Source organism: Belliella marina (assembly GCF_042682445.1).
Taxonomy (GTDB): domain Bacteria; phylum Bacteroidota; class Bacteroidia; order Cytophagales; family Cyclobacteriaceae; genus Belliella; species Belliella marina.
The window spans coordinates 39,996-59,303 of sequence record NZ_JBHUHR010000022.1; the positions used below are offsets into that span (position 1 = coordinate 39,996).

The following is a 19,308-nucleotide window of genomic DNA, read 5'->3' on the forward strand; positions in this document are numbered from 1 at the left end:
TTTCACCTAAACTAGAATTTAGTCTTCTCACTTAAAATGATTTCATTCTATCTCATATCATTCTTTTTTTCAAAATTTGTGAAATAGGATTCTTAGTTCAAGATACTAAGTATTCTTCAAATTTAAAGTATATCTGCAATAATAATGCGAACTTAAAATGGAAATTCTAACCCAAAACACCCAAAATCAGACATGATACATTACAAAGTGTAGGTAAGCATTCTCGTATTTTGGAGACTTAAATAATGATTTAACTAAAAGAACTTCGGCACAATTCCATAAAATCTCCAGTGCGTTGAATTAATTGCACTAGTTTTTTATTAGATGAATTATTTACTTCAACCACAGTAATCCCCTTATGCGAGACAAGCCATCTACTTATCTAAGGTCGATACGCCATAGATATACCTTCACTTTTTATGGTATATAGCTACAGCATGATCAAAACCAGAAAGGTTTCCATTTTTCAGCCTCCAGAAACTTTTACCCATTCCCGTATCAGTTGAAGAAACAGGAAGTTTTTCCAGCCCGAAACAGCTATGCTCTTTACTAATGGGGAGAATTGACGTGAGATGTTAGATGATTTTTCCGATACGGAGGATGATGTTTGAGACACAAGGTTTCTCCTTGAAAATGACCAGCATTTTGATAGTAAAGATCTTCGATCACGTCGTACCACAATTAAAGGTTCCACATTTCACATCTTGTAATTTACGTCTCATATCTTCTGGTCTGAGCCAGGCAAGAAGTAAACCCAAACAAAATTAACGGAAGTGGTTTATAGAATGAAAGGTTGGCAGGTCTTCTCAAATCCAATAGAGTTGTTTGGTTTGGATACATTTCAATACCTTATTGAAAACATAATGACCCTCTATTAAATTGTTTTGTTCCGACCTTTAGGCTGAGAAATTATGTAAAAATGAAGAGTTCAGATTCTCTGGATTTGTGCATTCATACCAAATAAACCTAATTGTTAAATGAAAAACCAAAAAGTATTGTTGAATTTGTTGGTATTCTTATTGTTTGCGGCATGTTCCAAGTCAAATTACCAAAAAACCGAAGATGGTGTTATAATTAATCTGAACCAAAGAAATAAGTCAGAAGCCCAAAGAATTCGTTTGCGGGTGTTGGGGGAAGATCTGATCCATGTCTCCGCCACTTCTGAAAAAGAATTCCCCAGAGATTCCAGTTTGATTGTAGTTCCAGGTTTGTCTACAGCTCCCTTCACAATAGATGATATCGGGGATTCTATCACCTTAAGCACAGCTAGACTAGATGTATTGGTATCCAAAAAAGATGGAGGGGTGGTTTTCAAAGACAAAAATGGAAAGATTATCTTGGCTGAAAAGCAGGGTGGGGGAAAGTCGTTTACCCCTATTGAAGTAGAAGGTACAAAAGGCTACTCTATCAGACAGATATTCGATTCTCCAGATGATGAAGCTTTTTATGGCTTGGGACAGCATCAGGCTGATGAGTTCAATTATAAAGGGAAGAGTGAAGAGCTGTTCCAATACAATACAAAGGTTTCTGTACCCTTTATTGTTTCCAATAAGAACTATGGGATATTATGGGACAGTTATTCCTTAAGCCGATTTGGTGACAGCAGGGAATACAAGCAACTCAACAATGTATTTAAATTATATGATATAGGAGGACAGCCGGGTAGTTTGACAGGTACCTACATATCACAAAGCTCAGAAAAACAAAGACTGGTGCGCAAAGAGGATTCCCTTGACTTTGAAGATATCAAGACAATCAAGAATCTGCCTGAGAATTTCCCTTTGAAAGAAGCTGATGTGACTTTTGAAGGGGCAATTGAGGCGCCTAATGATGGGGTCTACCGTTTTATACTTTATTATGCAGGATATGTCAAAGTCTACATAGATAACGAGTTGGTAGTACCGGAGCGCTGGAGGACAGCGTGGAATCCAAACAGCTTTAAATTTACTGTTGGGTTGGAAGCCGGCAAAAAGGTCCCAATACGCATTGAATGGAGACCTGACGGAGGAAAGTCCTATTTTGGCTTGCGGGTTCAAACGCCACAGGAGGAAGAGGAGCTGAATAATCAGGTGTGGTGGAGCGAAATGAACAAAAAAATGGATTACTATTTTGTGTATGGAGGCTCCATGGATGAAATAATCAAGGGTTATAGGACATTGACAGGCAAATCCCAGATAATGCCGAAATGGGCTATGGGTTATTGGCAAAGCCGTGAAAGATACAAAACCCAGGAAGAAATGCTTGGTGTGTTGAAGGAGTTCCGCGACCGTAAGATCCCGATAGACAACATTGTCCTAGACTGGAACCATTGGCAGGAAGACTCATGGGGCAGCCACGAGTTTGACAAAGCCCGTTTTCCGGATCCGAAAGGGATGGTAGATTCAATCCATGCCATGAATGGAAAGATGATGATTTCTGTATGGCCAAAGTTTTATGCAAACACAGAGCATTACAAGGAGTTTGATAGAGAAGGCTGGATGTACCGACAGGCTGTGAAAGACAGCATCCGGGATTGGGTGGGGCCTGGATATGTAGGATCATTCTATGACGCTTATGCCTCTGGTGCCAGAAAACTGTTTTGGAAACAGATCTATGAGCATTACTACCCATTAGGGATAGATGCATGGTGGATGGATGCCAGCGAGCCTAATATTCTGGATTGTACAGATATGGAGTACAGGAAAGAACTCAGCGGTCCTACAGCTTTGGGTTCTTCTACGGAATATTTCAATACCTACGCTTTGATGAATGCCGAGGCTATTTATGAAGGACAGCGTAGCGTGGATGCTGATAAGCGTGTTTTTTTACTGACTCGTTCTGGATTTGCCGGTTTGCAACGTTATTCAACCGCTACCTGGAGTGGTGATATCGCAACCCGTTGGGAAGATATGAAAGCCCAAATTTCCGCAGGACTAAATTTTGCATTGAGTGGGATTCCATATTGGACTATGGACATAGGGGGATTCTGTGTAGAGGACAGGTATGTCAGCGCACAGCAGGAATATGACAAAAGTGGCAAAGAAAATGCAGATCTGGTGGAATGGCGTGAATTGAACGCCCGTTGGTATCAGTTTGGCGCTTTTGCTCCATTATTTAGAGCCCACGGTCAGTTTCCATATCGCGAGCCATGGAATATTGCGCCAGAAAACCACCCTGCGTATAAATCCATATTGTACTACACCAATTTGCGTTACCGCCTCATGCCTTACATTTATACATTGGCCGGAAAAACCTATTTTGATGATTATACCATCATGCGGCCTTTGGTGATGGATTTTCAGCATGATGAAAAAGTACTAAATCTAAGTGATCAGTTTATGTTTGGGCCGGCGATTATGGTCTGCCCTGTCTATGAATTCCAGGCACGGAGCCGTGAAGTTTATTTTCCGGAAGGGACAGACTGGTATGACTTTTATACGGGAAAAGTTGTACAAGGAGGGCAGACCTTGAGGGTAGATGCGCCGTATGACCGCATTCCATTGTATATCCGTGAAGGTGCAATTATCCCTGTCGGTCCTGACATCCAATACACAGATGAAAAACAGGCGGATAATATTGTATTATATGTTTACAGCGGACAAAACGGTAGTTTTACCCTATTCGAAGATGAAGGGACTAACTACAATTATGAAAAGGGGTACTCTTCGACAATAGACTTCCATTATGATGATTCAGAAGGGATCCTGACTATTGGAGAGCGAAAGGGGGAGTTTGAAGGAATGCTTGTGGAACGAAAATTCACTATTGTAATAGTCAATAAAGACTCTCCTATACCATTTGAATACAATGGACAGGGGAAGGTTGTGGATTACAACGGGAAGAAGCAGCTGATAAAATTGTAGATAGGTATTTTAGCCCTATTTCCAAAAAAAAAGTGTAAATTAAGGAAATAGCAGGGTCTTTCAAGAGCTGTTTGGCATTCTTGATAGATCCTGCTAAATTTCCGATAACTTGGTTGTTTTAAGAGTTGCATTTTTTCTGTTTGAATGATCTTAGCGTTTGTTGGATATGTCAAAAAAAATAGTTTATGTCTTCTGTACATTGATTTTGGTTCACCTGTTTGCTGTAATGGTGGTAGGTCAGCAACATTATCAATTTCAGCATCTTACGACTAAAGATGGGCTTTCGAATAGTAATGTCACTACTGTTCTGAAAGACAGCTATGGATTTTTATGGATTGGTATGGAGTCGGGATTGAATCGTTACGATGGTTATGAGTTCAAAAATTACAATGCTGATCCTGCAGTTTCAGATGCCAGATTTTTAAATAACATTGGAGGGTTGCAGGAAGATGGATTGGGTAATATATGGATCAACAGCTCATCTTACGTAGTCTACAATAGAAGCAAGGATAGTTTTATTACCGATGTCCCTGCTTATTTGCAGGGAATGGGCATTCCCGTAGACCGGAATTATAAGGTGTATGTAGACAAAAAGAAGGATTTATGGGTGTTGGGAGAGCAGAAGCTATATTACTATAACATGCTTACAAAGAGTGCCAAGGTTTTTAATTTGAGCCTACAGTTGGAAGAAGTGTTCTCGATCCATTTGAGTGATGACGGAGAGAATTTGTATGGTGTTTTGAAACCTGGGAAGCTTTGGCAATTGAACAAGCGAACCGGAAACCAGAAGCTGCTTAATTTGGATAATATCAACCAACCTGAAATTTACAATAGAATATATGTAGATAGTCGTGGAGGTTTGTGGCTATTTTCAGGTACATCAGGTTTGGTACATTATAGGAAGACGCCTAATGCTGATTGGGAAAAGCTGTTGATGAAATCCAATGGCAAAGGAATAAGCAATAGGGTTTTGAATATTCTCGATGATGAGAATGGGCGCATATGGATCGGAACCGATCATAATGGATTGTTTATTTATGACAAATCCAATGAGGTACTTACCAACCTATTGGAGAATCAGGGAGACAAAACTACAATCTCATCCAATAATGTAGTATGCCTTTACAAGGATGATAGCGGAATTATGTGGGTAGGGCACAATAAAAAAGGGTTGTCTTACTATCATGAAAGCTTTAAGAATATAGTCAATACAAACCATTCGGAATGCAGGGATGTCAGTGCCATCTTGGAAGATAGAAATGGGGATCTTTGGCTGGGGACAGATGGGAATGGGTTGTTTTTGAAAGAAAACTCCAAAGATGGGGATTTCAAGAAACTGCCTATAGGAGCCAGCACTGTTGTAGTAAGCATCATGGAAGACCATAAAGGAAGGGTATGGGTTGGGACTTATTTGGAAGGTCTTTTTTGTTATGAAAATGGGGCCTTTAGGAAATATACGACTAATAACAGCAGCTTGGCTTCGGATAATATTTGGAGCCTTGAGGAAGACCGATATGGAAATCTATGGATTGGGAATTTGGGTGGGGGGATACAGATTCTAGCCAATGGCGATGATAGCTTGGATTCCCTTGTATCTGTCTGTGAGTGGATGAAACACCCTCTCGACATACATTACGATGGCAAAGATAAATTGTACATAGGTACTGTCTATGGTCTCTACGAAGTGGATATAACCACCAGAAACTGCACCATTATAGTGGGAAATTCCAAAGGAACCATGAATTTCAGGCAAATGATAATTTCCAATGTCTACAAGTCTGAGAATGGCAATATTTGGTTGGGACATCCGAGTGGACTTACCCTTTGGGATACGAAGAAGGATACACTTTATTTTATTGACGAAAAGAATGGCCTTGCTGATAACGTAGTCAGGGGTATTATTGAAGATGATAACCAGAATTTATGGGTGACCACCAGCAATGGTCTTTCGGTACTCTCTGTCGAACGAGACCAACAGAATGGATTGGTGGTGTCTGGCAGAAATTTTTCAAACAAAGACGGTTTCAAGGAGGACCATTTCAACAATCGATCTATCTATAAACTGCATAACCGTGATATCCTTTTGGGTGGATCAGAAGGGTTTACAATCGTAAACCCAAATAAAATCGTGGAAAAGAAACAGCCACTTGCCAAAGTAGTCTTTACGGGATTGAGTGTAGGCAATAGCAGTATCAAAGTAGATTCTATGTATAATGGGTATCCATTGCTGAAGCGGCCGATGGAACAAACTGACTCACTGACTTTCCACCATAGTGAGAAGTTGATCACACTTCAGTTTACTACTGGAGATTTGCTGTATGCAGACAAAATAAAGTATGCCTATAGATTGGAAGGATTCAGTGATCAATGGATCACTACTAAGGAAAACAAGGTAGTGTTTTCATCACTCTCACCAGGAAATTATAAGCTTTTTGTAAAGGCCTGCAACAGTGATGGTGTTTGGAATGATGTTGCTTCAGAGTTGAATATTGTCGTTACCCCGCCATTTTATTTGTCCAGGTGGGCTATTGTTTTATATTTTGTATTCAGTATATGCTTGGTCGTATTTGTAATATACCGAACACGGAAGCATCACCATACTAGGCTTGAGCAACAGCGAATCCAACTGGAGAGAGAACAGGAAGTAGACTTGAATGAAATGAAATTGAGGTTTTTCACCAATGTCAGCCATGATTTGCGAACCCCACTCACCCTGATTATGACTCCCTTGCAGACGATTCTGGATGGGGACTTGGAAGAAGGTTTGCGTCAGAAGCTGAACATGATCAACAAAAACGCAAGCCAATTGCTGAGGTTGATCAATTCTTTGCTGGACTTCCGGAAATTGGATAAAAAGGCTGAATCCCTGCATTTGAAACAAGGGGATTTCGTAAGTTTTGTAAAGAATGCTTGCTCGCCTTTTCAAACATATGCCGCCGATAGGCAAATGAAGTTTGCATTCACTTGCGAGACTGAGTGTCAATTGATGGAATTTGACCCGCCAAAAGTCCAAAAAATTATATTCAACTTATTATCCAATGCCTTCAAGTTTACAAAGAGTAGGGGAAAAGTCGAAGTACATGTATACTCCGAAGGTGATTACATATGTGTAGAAGTTTCGGATTCTGGCAAAGGTATTGAAGACAAAGACAAAGAACATATATTTGAACGGTTTTATCAGTCTACCAATGCTCAGGATAATTTGGGAAGTGGAATAGGACTCCATATTGTCAGTGAGTATGTTCGCATGCACGGAGGAATTATTGATGTGAAGGACAACGTGCCAAATGGAAGCGTATTCACATTTAGGCTTCCAATTTTGGAAATAGGGGATTCCGAAAGATTGGATATTGAAGAAGCGTACCAGGATGAATTTGATGAAGGGGATGATGGGGAGAAACTTCATACACAGCCTTTGCTGCTTTTTGTTGATGACAATGTAGACCTCTGTGAGTTTATGGCAGACAGCCTGTCGGATGAATTTACGGTTTTGCTTGCCAATAACGGGGAGGAGGCGATCGAACTGCTGAAAAAGAATGATGTGAGGGTAGTGGTAAGTGATGTCATGATGCCGGTTATGGACGGCAACGAACTTTGTAAGCGAATCAAAACAAATATACAATGGTCTCATATCCCTGTTATTTTGCTGACAGCCCGGACTGCGGAAGAATATCAATTGGAGGGATTGGAAATGGGGGCAGATGATTATCTGACCAAACCTTTCAACTTTAATCTATTAAAACTCCGCATCCGTAAATTTTTGGAATGGACTGAAATGAGTCATATTGCGTTTAGCCAGAAGATGGAGGTTTCTCCCAGCGAAATAACCATAACCCCCCTTGATCAAAAGCTGATAGAGAAAGCGATTCATGTAGTGGAAGAACATATCAGTGATCCGGAGTTTTCTGTCGAAGACCTTGGCAGTGAGGTAGGTCTTAGCAGAAGCCATTTGTATAAGAAGTTGATGAACATCACAGGCAAAGGACCGGCTGAGTTTATCCGTACCATTCGTTTAAAAAGAGGAAGGCAGCTTCTGGAAAAAAGCCAGATGCAAATAGCTGAAGTAGCCTATAGCGTTGGCTTCAATTCACCTAAAAGATTCACCATCAATTTCAAAAACGAATTCGGGATTTCACCTTCGGATTATCTGCGAACCATAAAATAATAAGGTGCTGGTCTAAGACCCTAGGAAAACTTCTTTATTCTATTTATTCACCCTGCCTCCAAGGGTTTTGCTGCGGACACTTTGGGGGATTTTTTTATTGAAACGTCACCATTAAAGTAGGATCAAGCATTCGCTTTCATGATGGCCAGACTAGATTTATCCCGAAGACCTGATAACGCAAAATGATCAGGTATTTAGCGAGTGAAGCATTTCATCATTATGTGAAGGAGCAAAATGCAATTTGGTGGCTGTTTAAGATGAGATGTCAGCTTTGTGTTATTTATATATTTCACCATTGGAGGTTTGACGTAGGAATTCTAATGCATATACTGGGTTTGGCTTACCAATTAATTCGAATTTTTATCGTAATTCAATTTAATATTTTACTCAAAAGGTGTTTTTTGTGTAGAATATACGGTGTTAATACATCAAAGCCCCTAATCAAAAACATAACAGACCCTGTTTCAACAACCCTATTCATAGATTTACATTGTTAAAAAGACCGATTTATTGGTCAGACTCAAACAAAACCTAAAATAATCAATTATGAAGTTAAAAACGTGTACACGTAACAAGTGGCCAGGTATTGGGCGTAAATATAGCCTTATCCTAATACTGGTGAGTTTATGGGCATTGCCTGTTTTTGGACAGACTATATCGATCTCCGGTGTGGTGAAATCAGACATGGATGATGAGTCTTTGCCTGGTGTGAATGTTATCATTAAGGGTACTTCCAAGGGAACGGTTACCGATCTGGATGGACATTTTAAAATTGAAGTCCCTTCATCAGATGCTGTTTTGGTATTCAGCTTTATTGGATACAAACAGGAAGAGATCCCGGTGGGAAGCCAGAGTGTGATCAATGTGGTTTTGAAGTCCGAAATCGGTTCTCTGGAAGAAGTGGTTGTGATTGGGTACGGGACTACAAAACGGGGTGATGTAACTGGTGCCATATCTTCAGTATCTGGAGATGAAATCCGAAGGACAAACCCTGTTACTATTGATCAGGCACTTCAGGGGAAGGTTCCGGGTGTCGTTGTACAGCAAGCTTCGGGACAACCAGGTGGAGCTGTCAATGTTCAGGTCAGGGGATTGACCTTCAATAATTCTGCTCCATTATATGTAATTGATGGCATTATAATGGGAGGGATGGCCACCTTGGGTACCGGTACAAACCCTTTGGCTGGAATCAACCCTTCAGAAATTGAATCCATAGATGTTCTGAAAGATGCATCTGCAACCGCCATCTATGGTTCTCAAGCTACCAATGGGGTTATCGTCATCACAACCAAAAGAGGCAGTGAAGCAGCTCCTAGTATCAATTATGAGTTCAGTACTGGTTACCAGCAGCTTCCCCGTCGGCTTCCACTTATGAATTTACAGGAATATGCCTCTTTTATCAATGAACGGAACACGGGGTTAGGTTGGGGATTTGACGAAAGACCTGAGTTTATCAATCCACAGTATTTGGGCAAGGGGACAGATTGGCAGGGTGAGTTATTCAGGAATGCCCCTATGACCAACCATACCCTTACGGTGAGCGGAGGGGATAAGAGGACGCAATATCTACTTTCAGCGTCTTACTTAAACCAGGAAGGTATAGCCTTGGGTTCTGATTTCACCAGAGCATCCATGAGACTTAATCTGGACAATAAGGCAACGGACTGGCTGAAGATAGGTACAAGCCTTCAGTTGGCAAATATCAATGAAAATGTCACTTCTTCCGCTTCTGGTGTCATAAGAACGGCTCTTAGCCAGACTCCGGATATACCTGTATCAAATCCAGATGGAAGTTGGGGTGGTGCCTTCAATCCAAATGGTTGGGTCAATAATACTGTAAACCCTTTTGCGATTGCGCTTATCAACAAGGATAATGTCAGAAGAAACCAATTATTCGGCAACTTATATGCTGAGGTTAATTTATTGAAAGATCTGGTGTTTAGAAGTGAGTTGACAGGCAGTTTTTCTATGGCCACACAAGAACAGTTTTTCCCTACTTACGAAATGGGACTTGTGGTAAGAACGATCAACGAAGCTACCTACAGGTTTTCGCAAAACTTCTACTCCACTGTACGGAATTACTTCACCTACAACAGGATGTTGGGTGATAGATACAATTTGAATGTTATGACAGGCCACGAAGCACAGCTGAGCAAATCAGAGAACGTATTCGCAAGCCGTACCAACTTCCCTTCAAATAATGTACAGACCATCAGTGCCGGTGACCCACTCACGGCCATGAATTCCGGAATGAAAACCCATAATTCCCAAGAATCATTTTTTGGCAGGGTAAATCTTGGTATGGATGATAAATATCTCTTGACAGCTAATGTGCGGGCAGATGGATCTTCAAAGTTTGTTGCAGGAAATAGATGGGTAACTACCTATTCTGGAGCCATTGCCTGGAAAATCCATAATGAGAACTTCCTGAAGGATTATAGGAATATGAATGAGTTGAAGCTAAGAGTAGGATATGGCCTGACAAACAACCAGAACATTCCTGATTACCGCTATACTTCTGGCTTGGCCACTGTTACCACCGGTTTATCCGGAGTATCCCAAATCGTCCGTAACATGGGCAATCCCTTCCTGGAATGGGAAAGGACAAAGTATAGCAATATCGGTCTTGACGGAACATTTTTCAACTGGCGTATCAACTTCTCAATAGATGTCTATGACAGAAACGTTGACGGTCTATTGATGCAAGTTCCATTACCGATGTACTCCGGTACAGGGGTAGGGTATTCTCCAGGTTCTATACAAGCCCCTTGGGTAAACATCGGTGAAGTCAACAACAGAGGGATTGACTTTAGAATTAGTTCAAGAAATATAAGAACCAAAAATTTCATCTGGTCGACTGACTTGACGGTGTCACGCAACATCAACAAAGTGGTAAAGCTTATTACTGATGATGCTGCGTTGACTGGTCAGTTCAGCAGAACCCAAGTAGGAAGATCTATAGGTGAATTTTATGGTTATGTCGTTGATGGGGTTTTTGCCACGGCAAGTGATTTTGAGACAAACGCTATCCCTGTGCGAAACGGTGAGCCACTTCCTATAGGTGCTGCTGGAGGAAGTATTTGGTATGGTGATTTGATTTTTAGGGACTTCAATGGTGATGGGATCATCGATGAAAGAGACCAAACCTTTTTGGGCTCGCCTATCCCAAAATTTCAATTGGGACTCAACAATTCCTTTTCTTACAAGAGCTTTGACTTGAATGTGTTCTTCAATGCGAATTATGGGAATAAGGTTTTCAACCAGTTGCGTATCAACGGTGAGTATCCGGGAACCAGTTTCGGCTACCTGAGATCATTGAACAACTATGCCAAACTTGACCTGATAGATCCTGAAGGATCAGCTACCGACATCAACAATGTTTATGTCTCAAATCCTAGTACCAGAATTGTGGGTATCAGAAATGACAATACGAACGATAATAATAGGACTTCTGACAAATTTGTCGAAGATGGATCCTTTATCAGATGCAGGGCTATTTCTCTGGGATATAACCTGCCGGAAAGACTCACTCAAAAAGCAAGGGTAAATGCGCTTAGGGTCTATGTAAATGTCAACAACGCATTTCTTATAACTAAATATAAGGGCTTGGATCCTGAAATCGGATCTTGGGATCCCATGAATGCAGGTGTGGATAACGGTTTTTACCCCCAATCCCGAGTGTTTACAGTAGGTGCCAATGTTACCTTGAACAAATAAAATGCTGAACCATGAAATTAAAAAATATAATAATCTATTCTTATCTCGTAATTGCAGGACTCTTAATATCCTGTGGTGAGGACTTTTTGGATCGACCTCCATTGTCAGAGATAAGCACTGAAAACTTCTATCAGACTACCAGTGACCTGAGATTGGCTACTGCCGCATTATACGGTGGAGGGCCTTGGGCTGAATGGAACTATTCATGTTATTTGCCAGTAGGTGAGGTGCTTAGTGGTAATATGGCCGTAGGGTATTGGGGTGATGCTGTTCAGCTAAATACATTCTCCGTCACCGGATTGAATGGGATTATGGTTGCAAACTGGAAGGCTATGTACAGGATCATTGCCCACTGCAATACAACCATCAATGCCATTACAGATAGGGCTCCTGCCTCTATACCTGAAGAAGACAAGAATGCGGCCATTGCAGAAGCAAAGTTTATCAGAGGATTTGCTTACTATAACCTGGCTTTGTTGTGGGGATCTGTTCCGATTATAGAAGATAACACCAAGTTGGTGACATCTCCTCTGGTTCCCCGACATCAGGTTAACGATGTATATCAGTTTGTGGTGAATGACTTGACTTATGCGGTCGAAAACCTTCCCCTTTCAGATGCCAAAGGAAGGCTTACTTCCTGGTCCGCACAAGGGATGTTGGCTAAAGCATATCTGACTTGGGCTGGTTTAAATTCGGGAGGACTTGGACAACGTGACCAAGAGCTACTTGACATGGCAAAGTTCTATGCTGGCAATGTTTGTAGCAATAGCGGACTGACATTGTTGGACAACTATGAAAATCTGTTTAGAACAGAGTTTAATGATAACAGGGAATCATTGTTTGCACTGCAATGGTCACCGGGTCTTGGTTGGATGGAAGGCAACATGCTTCAGATATATTCTCCGGGAGGCGCAGAAATATCAGCCAATGGGCAACCTGGTTGGTTTGGTATCCGACCTACGTTGAATATGTTCGAATTGTACACTCCAGAGGATAGCATCAGGCGCAAGGCTACTTTTATGCTGAGGGGGGATTATTATCCTGAGCTAAATGCAGCGGGCGGTGGTTATACTTTCAAAGAGCATACTGGTTTGAAAAAGCATATCGTGGGTACCAGTGTGGACAACAAAGCACCTACAATGACAATGAATTCTTCTCCGCAGCACAATTCTTTATTGAGGCTGGCAGATGTGTATCTGATATATGCAGAAGCCATCTTGGGCAACAATGCAGTCACATCTGATGCCGATGCGCTGCTTTACTTCAATGAAGTACGTCTTAGGGCAGGACTTGATCCCGTCAGCTCGATTGATGTGGATATGTTGATGAATGAAAGGAGAATTGAGCTGGCTGGCGAGAGTCATTTCTGGAATGATCTGGTAAGGCTTTCTTATTACAACTCTCCAAAAGCAATCGGTATTCTCAATAACCAACAAAGAGTAGCCTTTGAATATGATGAAGATGGTGTTGTGACTCCGAATGACCCTTTTGGGGACATAACCCCGGCGAATGCGAACACCTTTACTTTCCCACTGCCATCGATCGAAGTGACTGCCAATCCTAAATTGTTGGAGCCTCCGGTACCTTATCCATTCTAAAAACAATAAAGGAATAACCAATGAAAAAGATAATTTATATACATATAAACCGGTTGATGTTAGCTTGTGCGGCAGTAATTCTGATACTGTTTTCGGCCTGTGTTGAGAAAGAGGATGGTTTATTCCATCCGGTAATTACTGAGATTCGGAATTATGCTCCTGCTCCAAACGATACACTTATACAAAGCCTTCAACCAGGCCAGTGGGTAGTTTTGACTGGTCGCAATCTAACTGGAGCAACAGACATTCTATTTAATGGAGTATCAGCTGTTGTCAACAATGGTCTGTTTTCAGATAATTATGCGGTTGTACAGGTTCCGGGTGTCATACCTTTCCCTTTGGTACCCACAGAATTGCTGAATACAGTTCGGTACATTACCAATAAAGGTTTAACAACGTATTCCTTCGAAATTTCTGCTCCGGCTCCGGCTATTACACGGATTTCAAATGAAAATGCCAACGCTGGTGACTCTGTCGTTGTTTTTGGCTCTAATTTATTCATGCTAAATAAGTTTTCGTTTGCTGGAACTGAGATTACAGAATACAAATCTTCCCCTGACGGGACTTTTGTGAGTTTTAAAATGCCAGAGATTACCGGAAGCGGACCTGTAGTGGTCGAAAACAATACCGGTGGATATTCGACCCCGTTTAATGTCAATGATCCCACAGGTACACTTTGTAACTTTGATGATGTAAATACATTTGGCTGGGGAGCAAACATAGTCAATAATAATCCGCTCTATCCGAGCAGTAGGGGGAATTTTGCCGTCCTGCAAAACAATGGGCTGAATGCAGGGAATTCTAGTTGGTGGGAAGGTGGTAGAAGTATGAACACTAATCCTGTCCAATGGATTCCACAGGCTAGTCTATCCGATGCAGTAAGTGAATATGTATTCAAGTTTGAGATCAATGTCCCTGGGGAATGGAATGGGGCTACACTATTGGTTTTAAAGGATTTCAATTGGGGCTATGTGGCTCGATATGAGCCTTGGAGGATTAGTAGTAGCAGGACTTCACCATTTACCACAGAAGGTAACTGGATCACTGTAACTATCCCTTTCTCAGAGTTTCGCAATAAACCGCAAGGTGGTAAAGACGGGACAGGCCTGTCGATTGCCAGTTTGAAAGATTTGCTTGGAGATTCAGGTAACGGTAGCCTCAGTATTTTCATAATCAATGATTCCAGTGAAGCGACAGCTGCCATGAACATTGCCATAGATAATTTGAGGGTAGTGAAAGTCATTGAGCCAGAAGAAGAAGAGGATTAATACTTTAGGGTTCATAATACAGGGTCTGCTGAAAACACAAAACAACATGGATATGCATATCTTGACTGATCTAATCAATGGTATCGTGCATAATCTTAAGCAGACCCTGATAATGGAAGAGATCAATTGATCTAGCTGTCCTGATCGGAAGGGCAAATTTTGAATAAATAGTCGATTCCCATTGCAAGCAAGTTGAATATAGATTAAGGGGTGGTTGGATGCAAGTTCAATCCACCCCTTTTTTATTTTACCCTACATATTGCTTGTATAGATTGATTAACAATTAACCCAAAACACAATGAATTCAAATCTATTTGTTACCCCCAAACAGAAGCTGTTTGGGGCTTATGGCTATGGGCTTTTGATGGCCATTTTCGTATTTACTCAATCCAGCAAGAAGTTAATTGCCGTTTTCTCTTTATTTGTAGTGATTATTTTGTCTCAAGGCTATCAGTTGAATGCCCAAAACACAGAAAATTATAATTGGAATAGTTTAGCTATTGGCGGTGGTGGATTTGTTTCCGCCATAATCCCAAGCAAAACAGAGCAAAATCTGGTATATGCACGGACTGATGTGGGCGGTGCCTACAGATGGGATGCCTCTACCGGAACTTGGGTAGCTCTGAACGACTGGACATCGGAAGATGACGTAGGATATTTGGGTGTTGAATCCCTGGCACTGGATCCCAATAACCCCAGTAGATTATATATGCTTGTGGGTATTGATTATTTCAGCAACGGAAGAACTGCAATCTTGCGCTCAGATGATTACGGAAATTCGTTTACCATTACTGAAGTCACAAATCAGTTCAAAGCCCATGGGAATGGTTTTGGAAGGCAAACTGGTGAGAAGCTGGCCGTAGATCCCCACAACAGTAATATACTGTATTGTGGAAGTAGACAGGCCGGGCTATTCAGGAGCACCAATGCCGGAGCAAACTGGAGCAAGGTATCTTCCTTAGATGTAACCTCTACAGGTGAGAAAGAGATCCGTTTTGAGAACGGGATAAGTTTTGTGCTATTGGATCCATCCAGCAATTCTGGAGGAAGTACACAGAGAATGTTTGTAGGAGTTTCGCGTTCTGGAAGTGAGGGAGCAAATTTTTATAGAAGCGATGATGGAGGGCAATCATTTACAGCTGTGTCTGGAGCACCCACTAATTTTATGCCTCATCGTGCCGTTCTCGCCAGCAATGATAACCTTTATATCACCTATGCAAATGGAGCCGGGCCACATGGAAATGAAAACTCTGGCTCCATGGATAATGGCCAGATCTGGAGATACAACATTTCCTCAGGCGTATGGACTAACATTACCCCTCCCGGTTCCAACAGGGCATTCGGGGGAATAAGCGTTGATCCAAATAACCCTAACAGGATTGTGGCGTCTACCACCAACACTTTTTGGGGTCAATACACCAATGTGAATACCGGAAATACCGTATGGGGCGACAGGATATACCTGAGCACAAACGGTGGTTCAAGCTGGGTGGATGTGGTAGACCGGGGATTTACCCTGGATACTGATGGCATCACCTGGATTTATGGAAAAGCCATCCATTGGGCAGGTTCCATAGAATTCGACCCCTTCAATACGCAAAAAGTTTGGGTTACTTCAGGTAATGGTGTTTTTGTGAATGATAACATCAATACCAGTGATACATGGAGGTTTAATGTCCGGGGAATCGAAGAAACCGTGCCTTATAGTGTGGAAAGTATCCCCAATGGCCCTTTGATTTCTATTATTGGTGACTATGATGGGTTCAGACACACAGACATTAAAGAATACGCACCAATTCATAGTCCTAATATGGGAACCACCAGAGGGCTGGCAGTAGCAGCCCAAAATACAAGCAAAGTTGTCCGGGTAGGAAATTCCATGTATTACTCCAATGATATGGGGTTATCCTGGACCCAATCCAACATGAATGGCGAGTACGGGCGGGTAGCATTATCGGCTAATGGAAATATACTTTTGCATTCCCCACAAGGGTCTTTGGTCACTTATCGCTCAACGAATGATGGATCATCCTGGTCCACGGTAAGTGGTTTAAGTATAGGTGATGCACGGCCTGTAGCTGATCCGGTTAATTCCAATAAATTTTATGCTTACAACCCTTCAAATGGAGCGGTAATGGTGAGTTCCAACGGCGGGACTTCATTTTCTCAAGCCGGTACAGTCGCGGACAAGGGCTCAAAAACGATCAGATTGGCTCCCGGAATGGAGGGCCACGTCTGGATAGCTTTGAACGATGGAGGTCTGGCACGTTCAACTAACTCAGGGCAATCATTTTCGACCATAAGCGGCATCAGCAATTGCGGATCCGTTGGTTTTGGAGTGGCTGCTCCAGGAGCAGATTATCCTACCATCTACATTTGGGGTACTATCAATAATGTTAGAGGTGTTTATCGTTCGACAGATCAGGGAGCATCCTGGTCCAGAATCAATAATGATGCGCAACAATATGGAGGTCCCGGAAATGCTTATTTCGTACAGGGAGATATGAATGTTTTCGGAAGGGTATATATGAGTACGGCAGGTCGGGGTATCGCATATGGAGAGCCTGATGACTGTACACCTACTGCGATTACCCCGTACCTTCGGGTTAATGGAGCAGCTTGGCAGCGATCAGCCAATGCTTCCGTAACGGTAGGTGACAGTATGCAGTTTGGTCCACAACCCGCCCAGGGAGGGTCATGGAGTTGGAGTGGCCCTAATGGCTTTAGTGCTTTTGCCCGTGAGGTCACTATTTCCAACATCCAGTCCCATCAGACAGGGAGCTATAAAGCTACCTACACCAACAGCGTAGGGTGCCAAAGTGAACAGATTTTTGATGTCACGGTAGCAGGAGGCTCCGGTTCTATACTGAGAGAGTATTGGACAGGCATAAGTGGATCCTGTATCAGTAGCTTAACCTCCAATGTCAATTATCCCAATAACCCTACAGGCAGCGAGCAGATCTCAAGCCTGGAAGGTCCCACAAATTGGGGTGATAATTATGGTACCAGAATAAGGGGATATATTCACCCTACTACCAGTGGCAACTATACGTTCTGGGTGGCAGGAGATGACAATGTAGATTTATATCTGAGCACCAACGATAATCCGGAAAATAGCTCCCGAATAGCCTTCGTAGATGGATGGACTAATCCCAGAGAATGGAATAAGTACAGTTCCCAGCAGTCTGCCACCATTAACCTTACAGCAGGACAGAAGTACTATGTCGAGGTAATTCATAAGGAAAGTGGGGGAGGTGACAATGTTGCAGTGGCCTGGCAAGGCCCCGGGATTTCCCAAGACGTAATCGGTGGAAGCTACCTCTCACCTTTTGATCCCGGTGCGATTACAGTAAGGGCCAGGGGAGTACAAGGGGATGAGTCCATAGATCTGAGGGTAAACGGCAACACCGTGGCTACCTGGACACTTTCTACCTCATACACCGATTACACAGCGTCCGGTAGTGGGACAGTGGAAGTGCATTATACCAATGACAATGGGCCCAGAAATGTACAGGTAGATTATGTTATCATCAACGGGACTACCTATCAGTCGGAAAATCAGGAGGTCAATACGGGGGTGTGGCAAAATACCTGTGGTGGCTCGTTTAGCGAATGGTTGAACTGTAACGGCTATATCAGCTATGCCACTTCCGGCAGTTCTTCGGCAAGAACCCTTGGTTCAAATGAATTTGGAGAGCTAAGTATATTTGATTCGAAGCTATCAAAAGAGCCTGGAATTACTGCAAATGAAGTAGTCATTTACCCAAATCCTGCCCAAGCAGGAAGGTTTTCATTGGCATTACCGGCACCTTTACAAACTGCAATCATCAGTATATATGGGAGTCAGGGCAGATTGCTTTACCAAAATACCACAGAAGGCTATGAAATTTTGGAATTTGATCAATCACTAAGCGCAGGGGTTTATCTAGTCAATATACGATCAGGCCAATCTAATGTAACCAAGAAATTAGTCATTTACTAAACAGAATCTTCCAGGTTTGTAGATAATCGGCTGATTGCTGAAATCAGACAAAAAAACTGGAAGGTTTTTCTATTTAAGAATACACTAATTGTAAAATATGATTATCCGCTACTTTGCCAGTAATGAAGTAAGCAAACCATCATGTTGGGGATAATCGTCAACTACGCCACGCCTGTCCGCCGTGGTGGAGCGCACGAGTGCCAACGGACGACAGTCAAAAGTAATGAAAATCCGTTGTTGGAGAAACTTTGTTTGGCTTGTTGCAAAGTAGCGTATATACATATTGTAAATAATCAAATACCTGTTTCAGGTAATAATCAATGAATGAGTGAGTGGTGGTGTGTTGACTTTCGGGCATACCATCACTCCTAATTATGAAGTAGAATACATTACCTGTTTCAGACCCTAAAAAAGCCAATATTTTTACATGGTGACCTTTGTGGTAAAAATTATAGCCACAAAGATCACCAAGTTTTTCACAAAGATCACTAAGTCTCGGATTCACTTTAGTCTCCTTTAGGCGAAACCAAACCTATCATCGGTCTTTAGCCGATAGTTGTTTAGTCTCTTCCCATTCTAAACTATTTAATCTATCTAAGACGGACACGTATCTCACTTCTCTTTTGTATCAGATCTCTGTCTTGAGTCTTATATTTTGCTTCTTGTATCATTTTCATCCTATGTCTCATCCGCCACGGTGGACAAATCATCTCACGTCTCAAATCTCCCAAAAGAG

The 19,308-nt window shown here is 42.0% G+C and carries 6 protein-coding genes; all 6 read left to right on the forward strand.

Annotation, left to right across the window (positions count from 1 at the left end):
• Positions 1-977 precede the first annotated feature (977 nt).
• The 6 genes from ACFSKL_RS07750 to ACFSKL_RS07775 all read left to right on the forward strand — a co-directional run bounded on the left by ACFSKL_RS07750 (position 978) and on the right by ACFSKL_RS07775 (position 18,572).
• On the forward strand, positions 978-3,842 hold the full coding sequence (locus ACFSKL_RS07750) for a TIM-barrel domain-containing protein (protein ID WP_376885046.1): 2,865 nt from the start codon (positions 978-980) through the stop codon (positions 3,840-3,842).
• A 166-nt stretch (positions 3,843-4,008) separates the two neighbouring features.
• Positions 4,009-8,007 carry a hybrid sensor histidine kinase/response regulator transcription factor gene (locus ACFSKL_RS07755; RefSeq protein ID WP_376885048.1) on the forward strand — a complete coding sequence of 1,333 codons (3,999 nt, stop codon included), beginning with the start codon at positions 4,009-4,011 and terminating at the stop codon, positions 8,005-8,007.
• 546 nt (positions 8,008-8,553) lie between these two features.
• A complete protein-coding gene (locus ACFSKL_RS07760) occupies positions 8,554-11,724 on the forward strand; it encodes a SusC/RagA family TonB-linked outer membrane protein (protein ID WP_376885049.1) in 3,171 nt (1,056 codons plus the stop codon).
• An 11-nt stretch (positions 11,725-11,735) separates the two neighbouring features.
• On the forward strand, positions 11,736-13,322 hold the full coding sequence (locus tag ACFSKL_RS07765) for a RagB/SusD family nutrient uptake outer membrane protein (protein WP_376885051.1): 1,587 nt from the start codon (positions 11,736-11,738) through the stop codon (positions 13,320-13,322).
• 20 nt (positions 13,323-13,342) lie between these two features.
• A complete protein-coding gene (locus ACFSKL_RS07770; RefSeq protein WP_376885053.1) occupies positions 13,343-14,590 on the forward strand; it encodes a glycan-binding surface protein in 1,248 nt (415 codons plus the stop codon).
• 298 nt (positions 14,591-14,888) lie between these two features.
• On the forward strand, positions 14,889-18,572 hold the full coding sequence (locus tag ACFSKL_RS07775; RefSeq protein WP_376885055.1) for a T9SS type A sorting domain-containing protein: 3,684 nt from the start codon (positions 14,889-14,891) through the stop codon (positions 18,570-18,572).
• Positions 18,573-19,308 lie beyond the last annotated feature (736 nt).

Excerpts from the sequence above, each read along its gene's own strand:
- ACFSKL_RS07750 (WP_376885046.1), top strand. The coding sequence starts at position 978 with ATGAAAAACCAAAAAGTATTGTTGAATTTGTTGGTATTCTTATTGTTT.
- ACFSKL_RS07755 (WP_376885048.1), top strand. The coding sequence starts at position 4,009 with ATGTCAAAAAAAATAGTTTATGTCTTCTGTACATTGATTTTGGTTCAC.
- ACFSKL_RS07770 (WP_376885053.1), top strand. The coding sequence starts at position 13,343 with ATGAAAAAGATAATTTATATACATATAAACCGGTTGATGTTAGCTTGT.
- ACFSKL_RS07775 (WP_376885055.1), top strand. The coding sequence starts at position 14,889 with ATGAATTCAAATCTATTTGTTACCCCCAAACAGAAGCTGTTTGGGGCT.
- ACFSKL_RS07760 (WP_376885049.1), top strand. The coding sequence starts at position 8,554 with ATGAAGTTAAAAACGTGTACACGTAACAAGTGGCCAGGTATTGGGCGT.
- ACFSKL_RS07765 (WP_376885051.1), top strand. The coding sequence starts at position 11,736 with ATGAAATTAAAAAATATAATAATCTATTCTTATCTCGTAATTGCAGGA.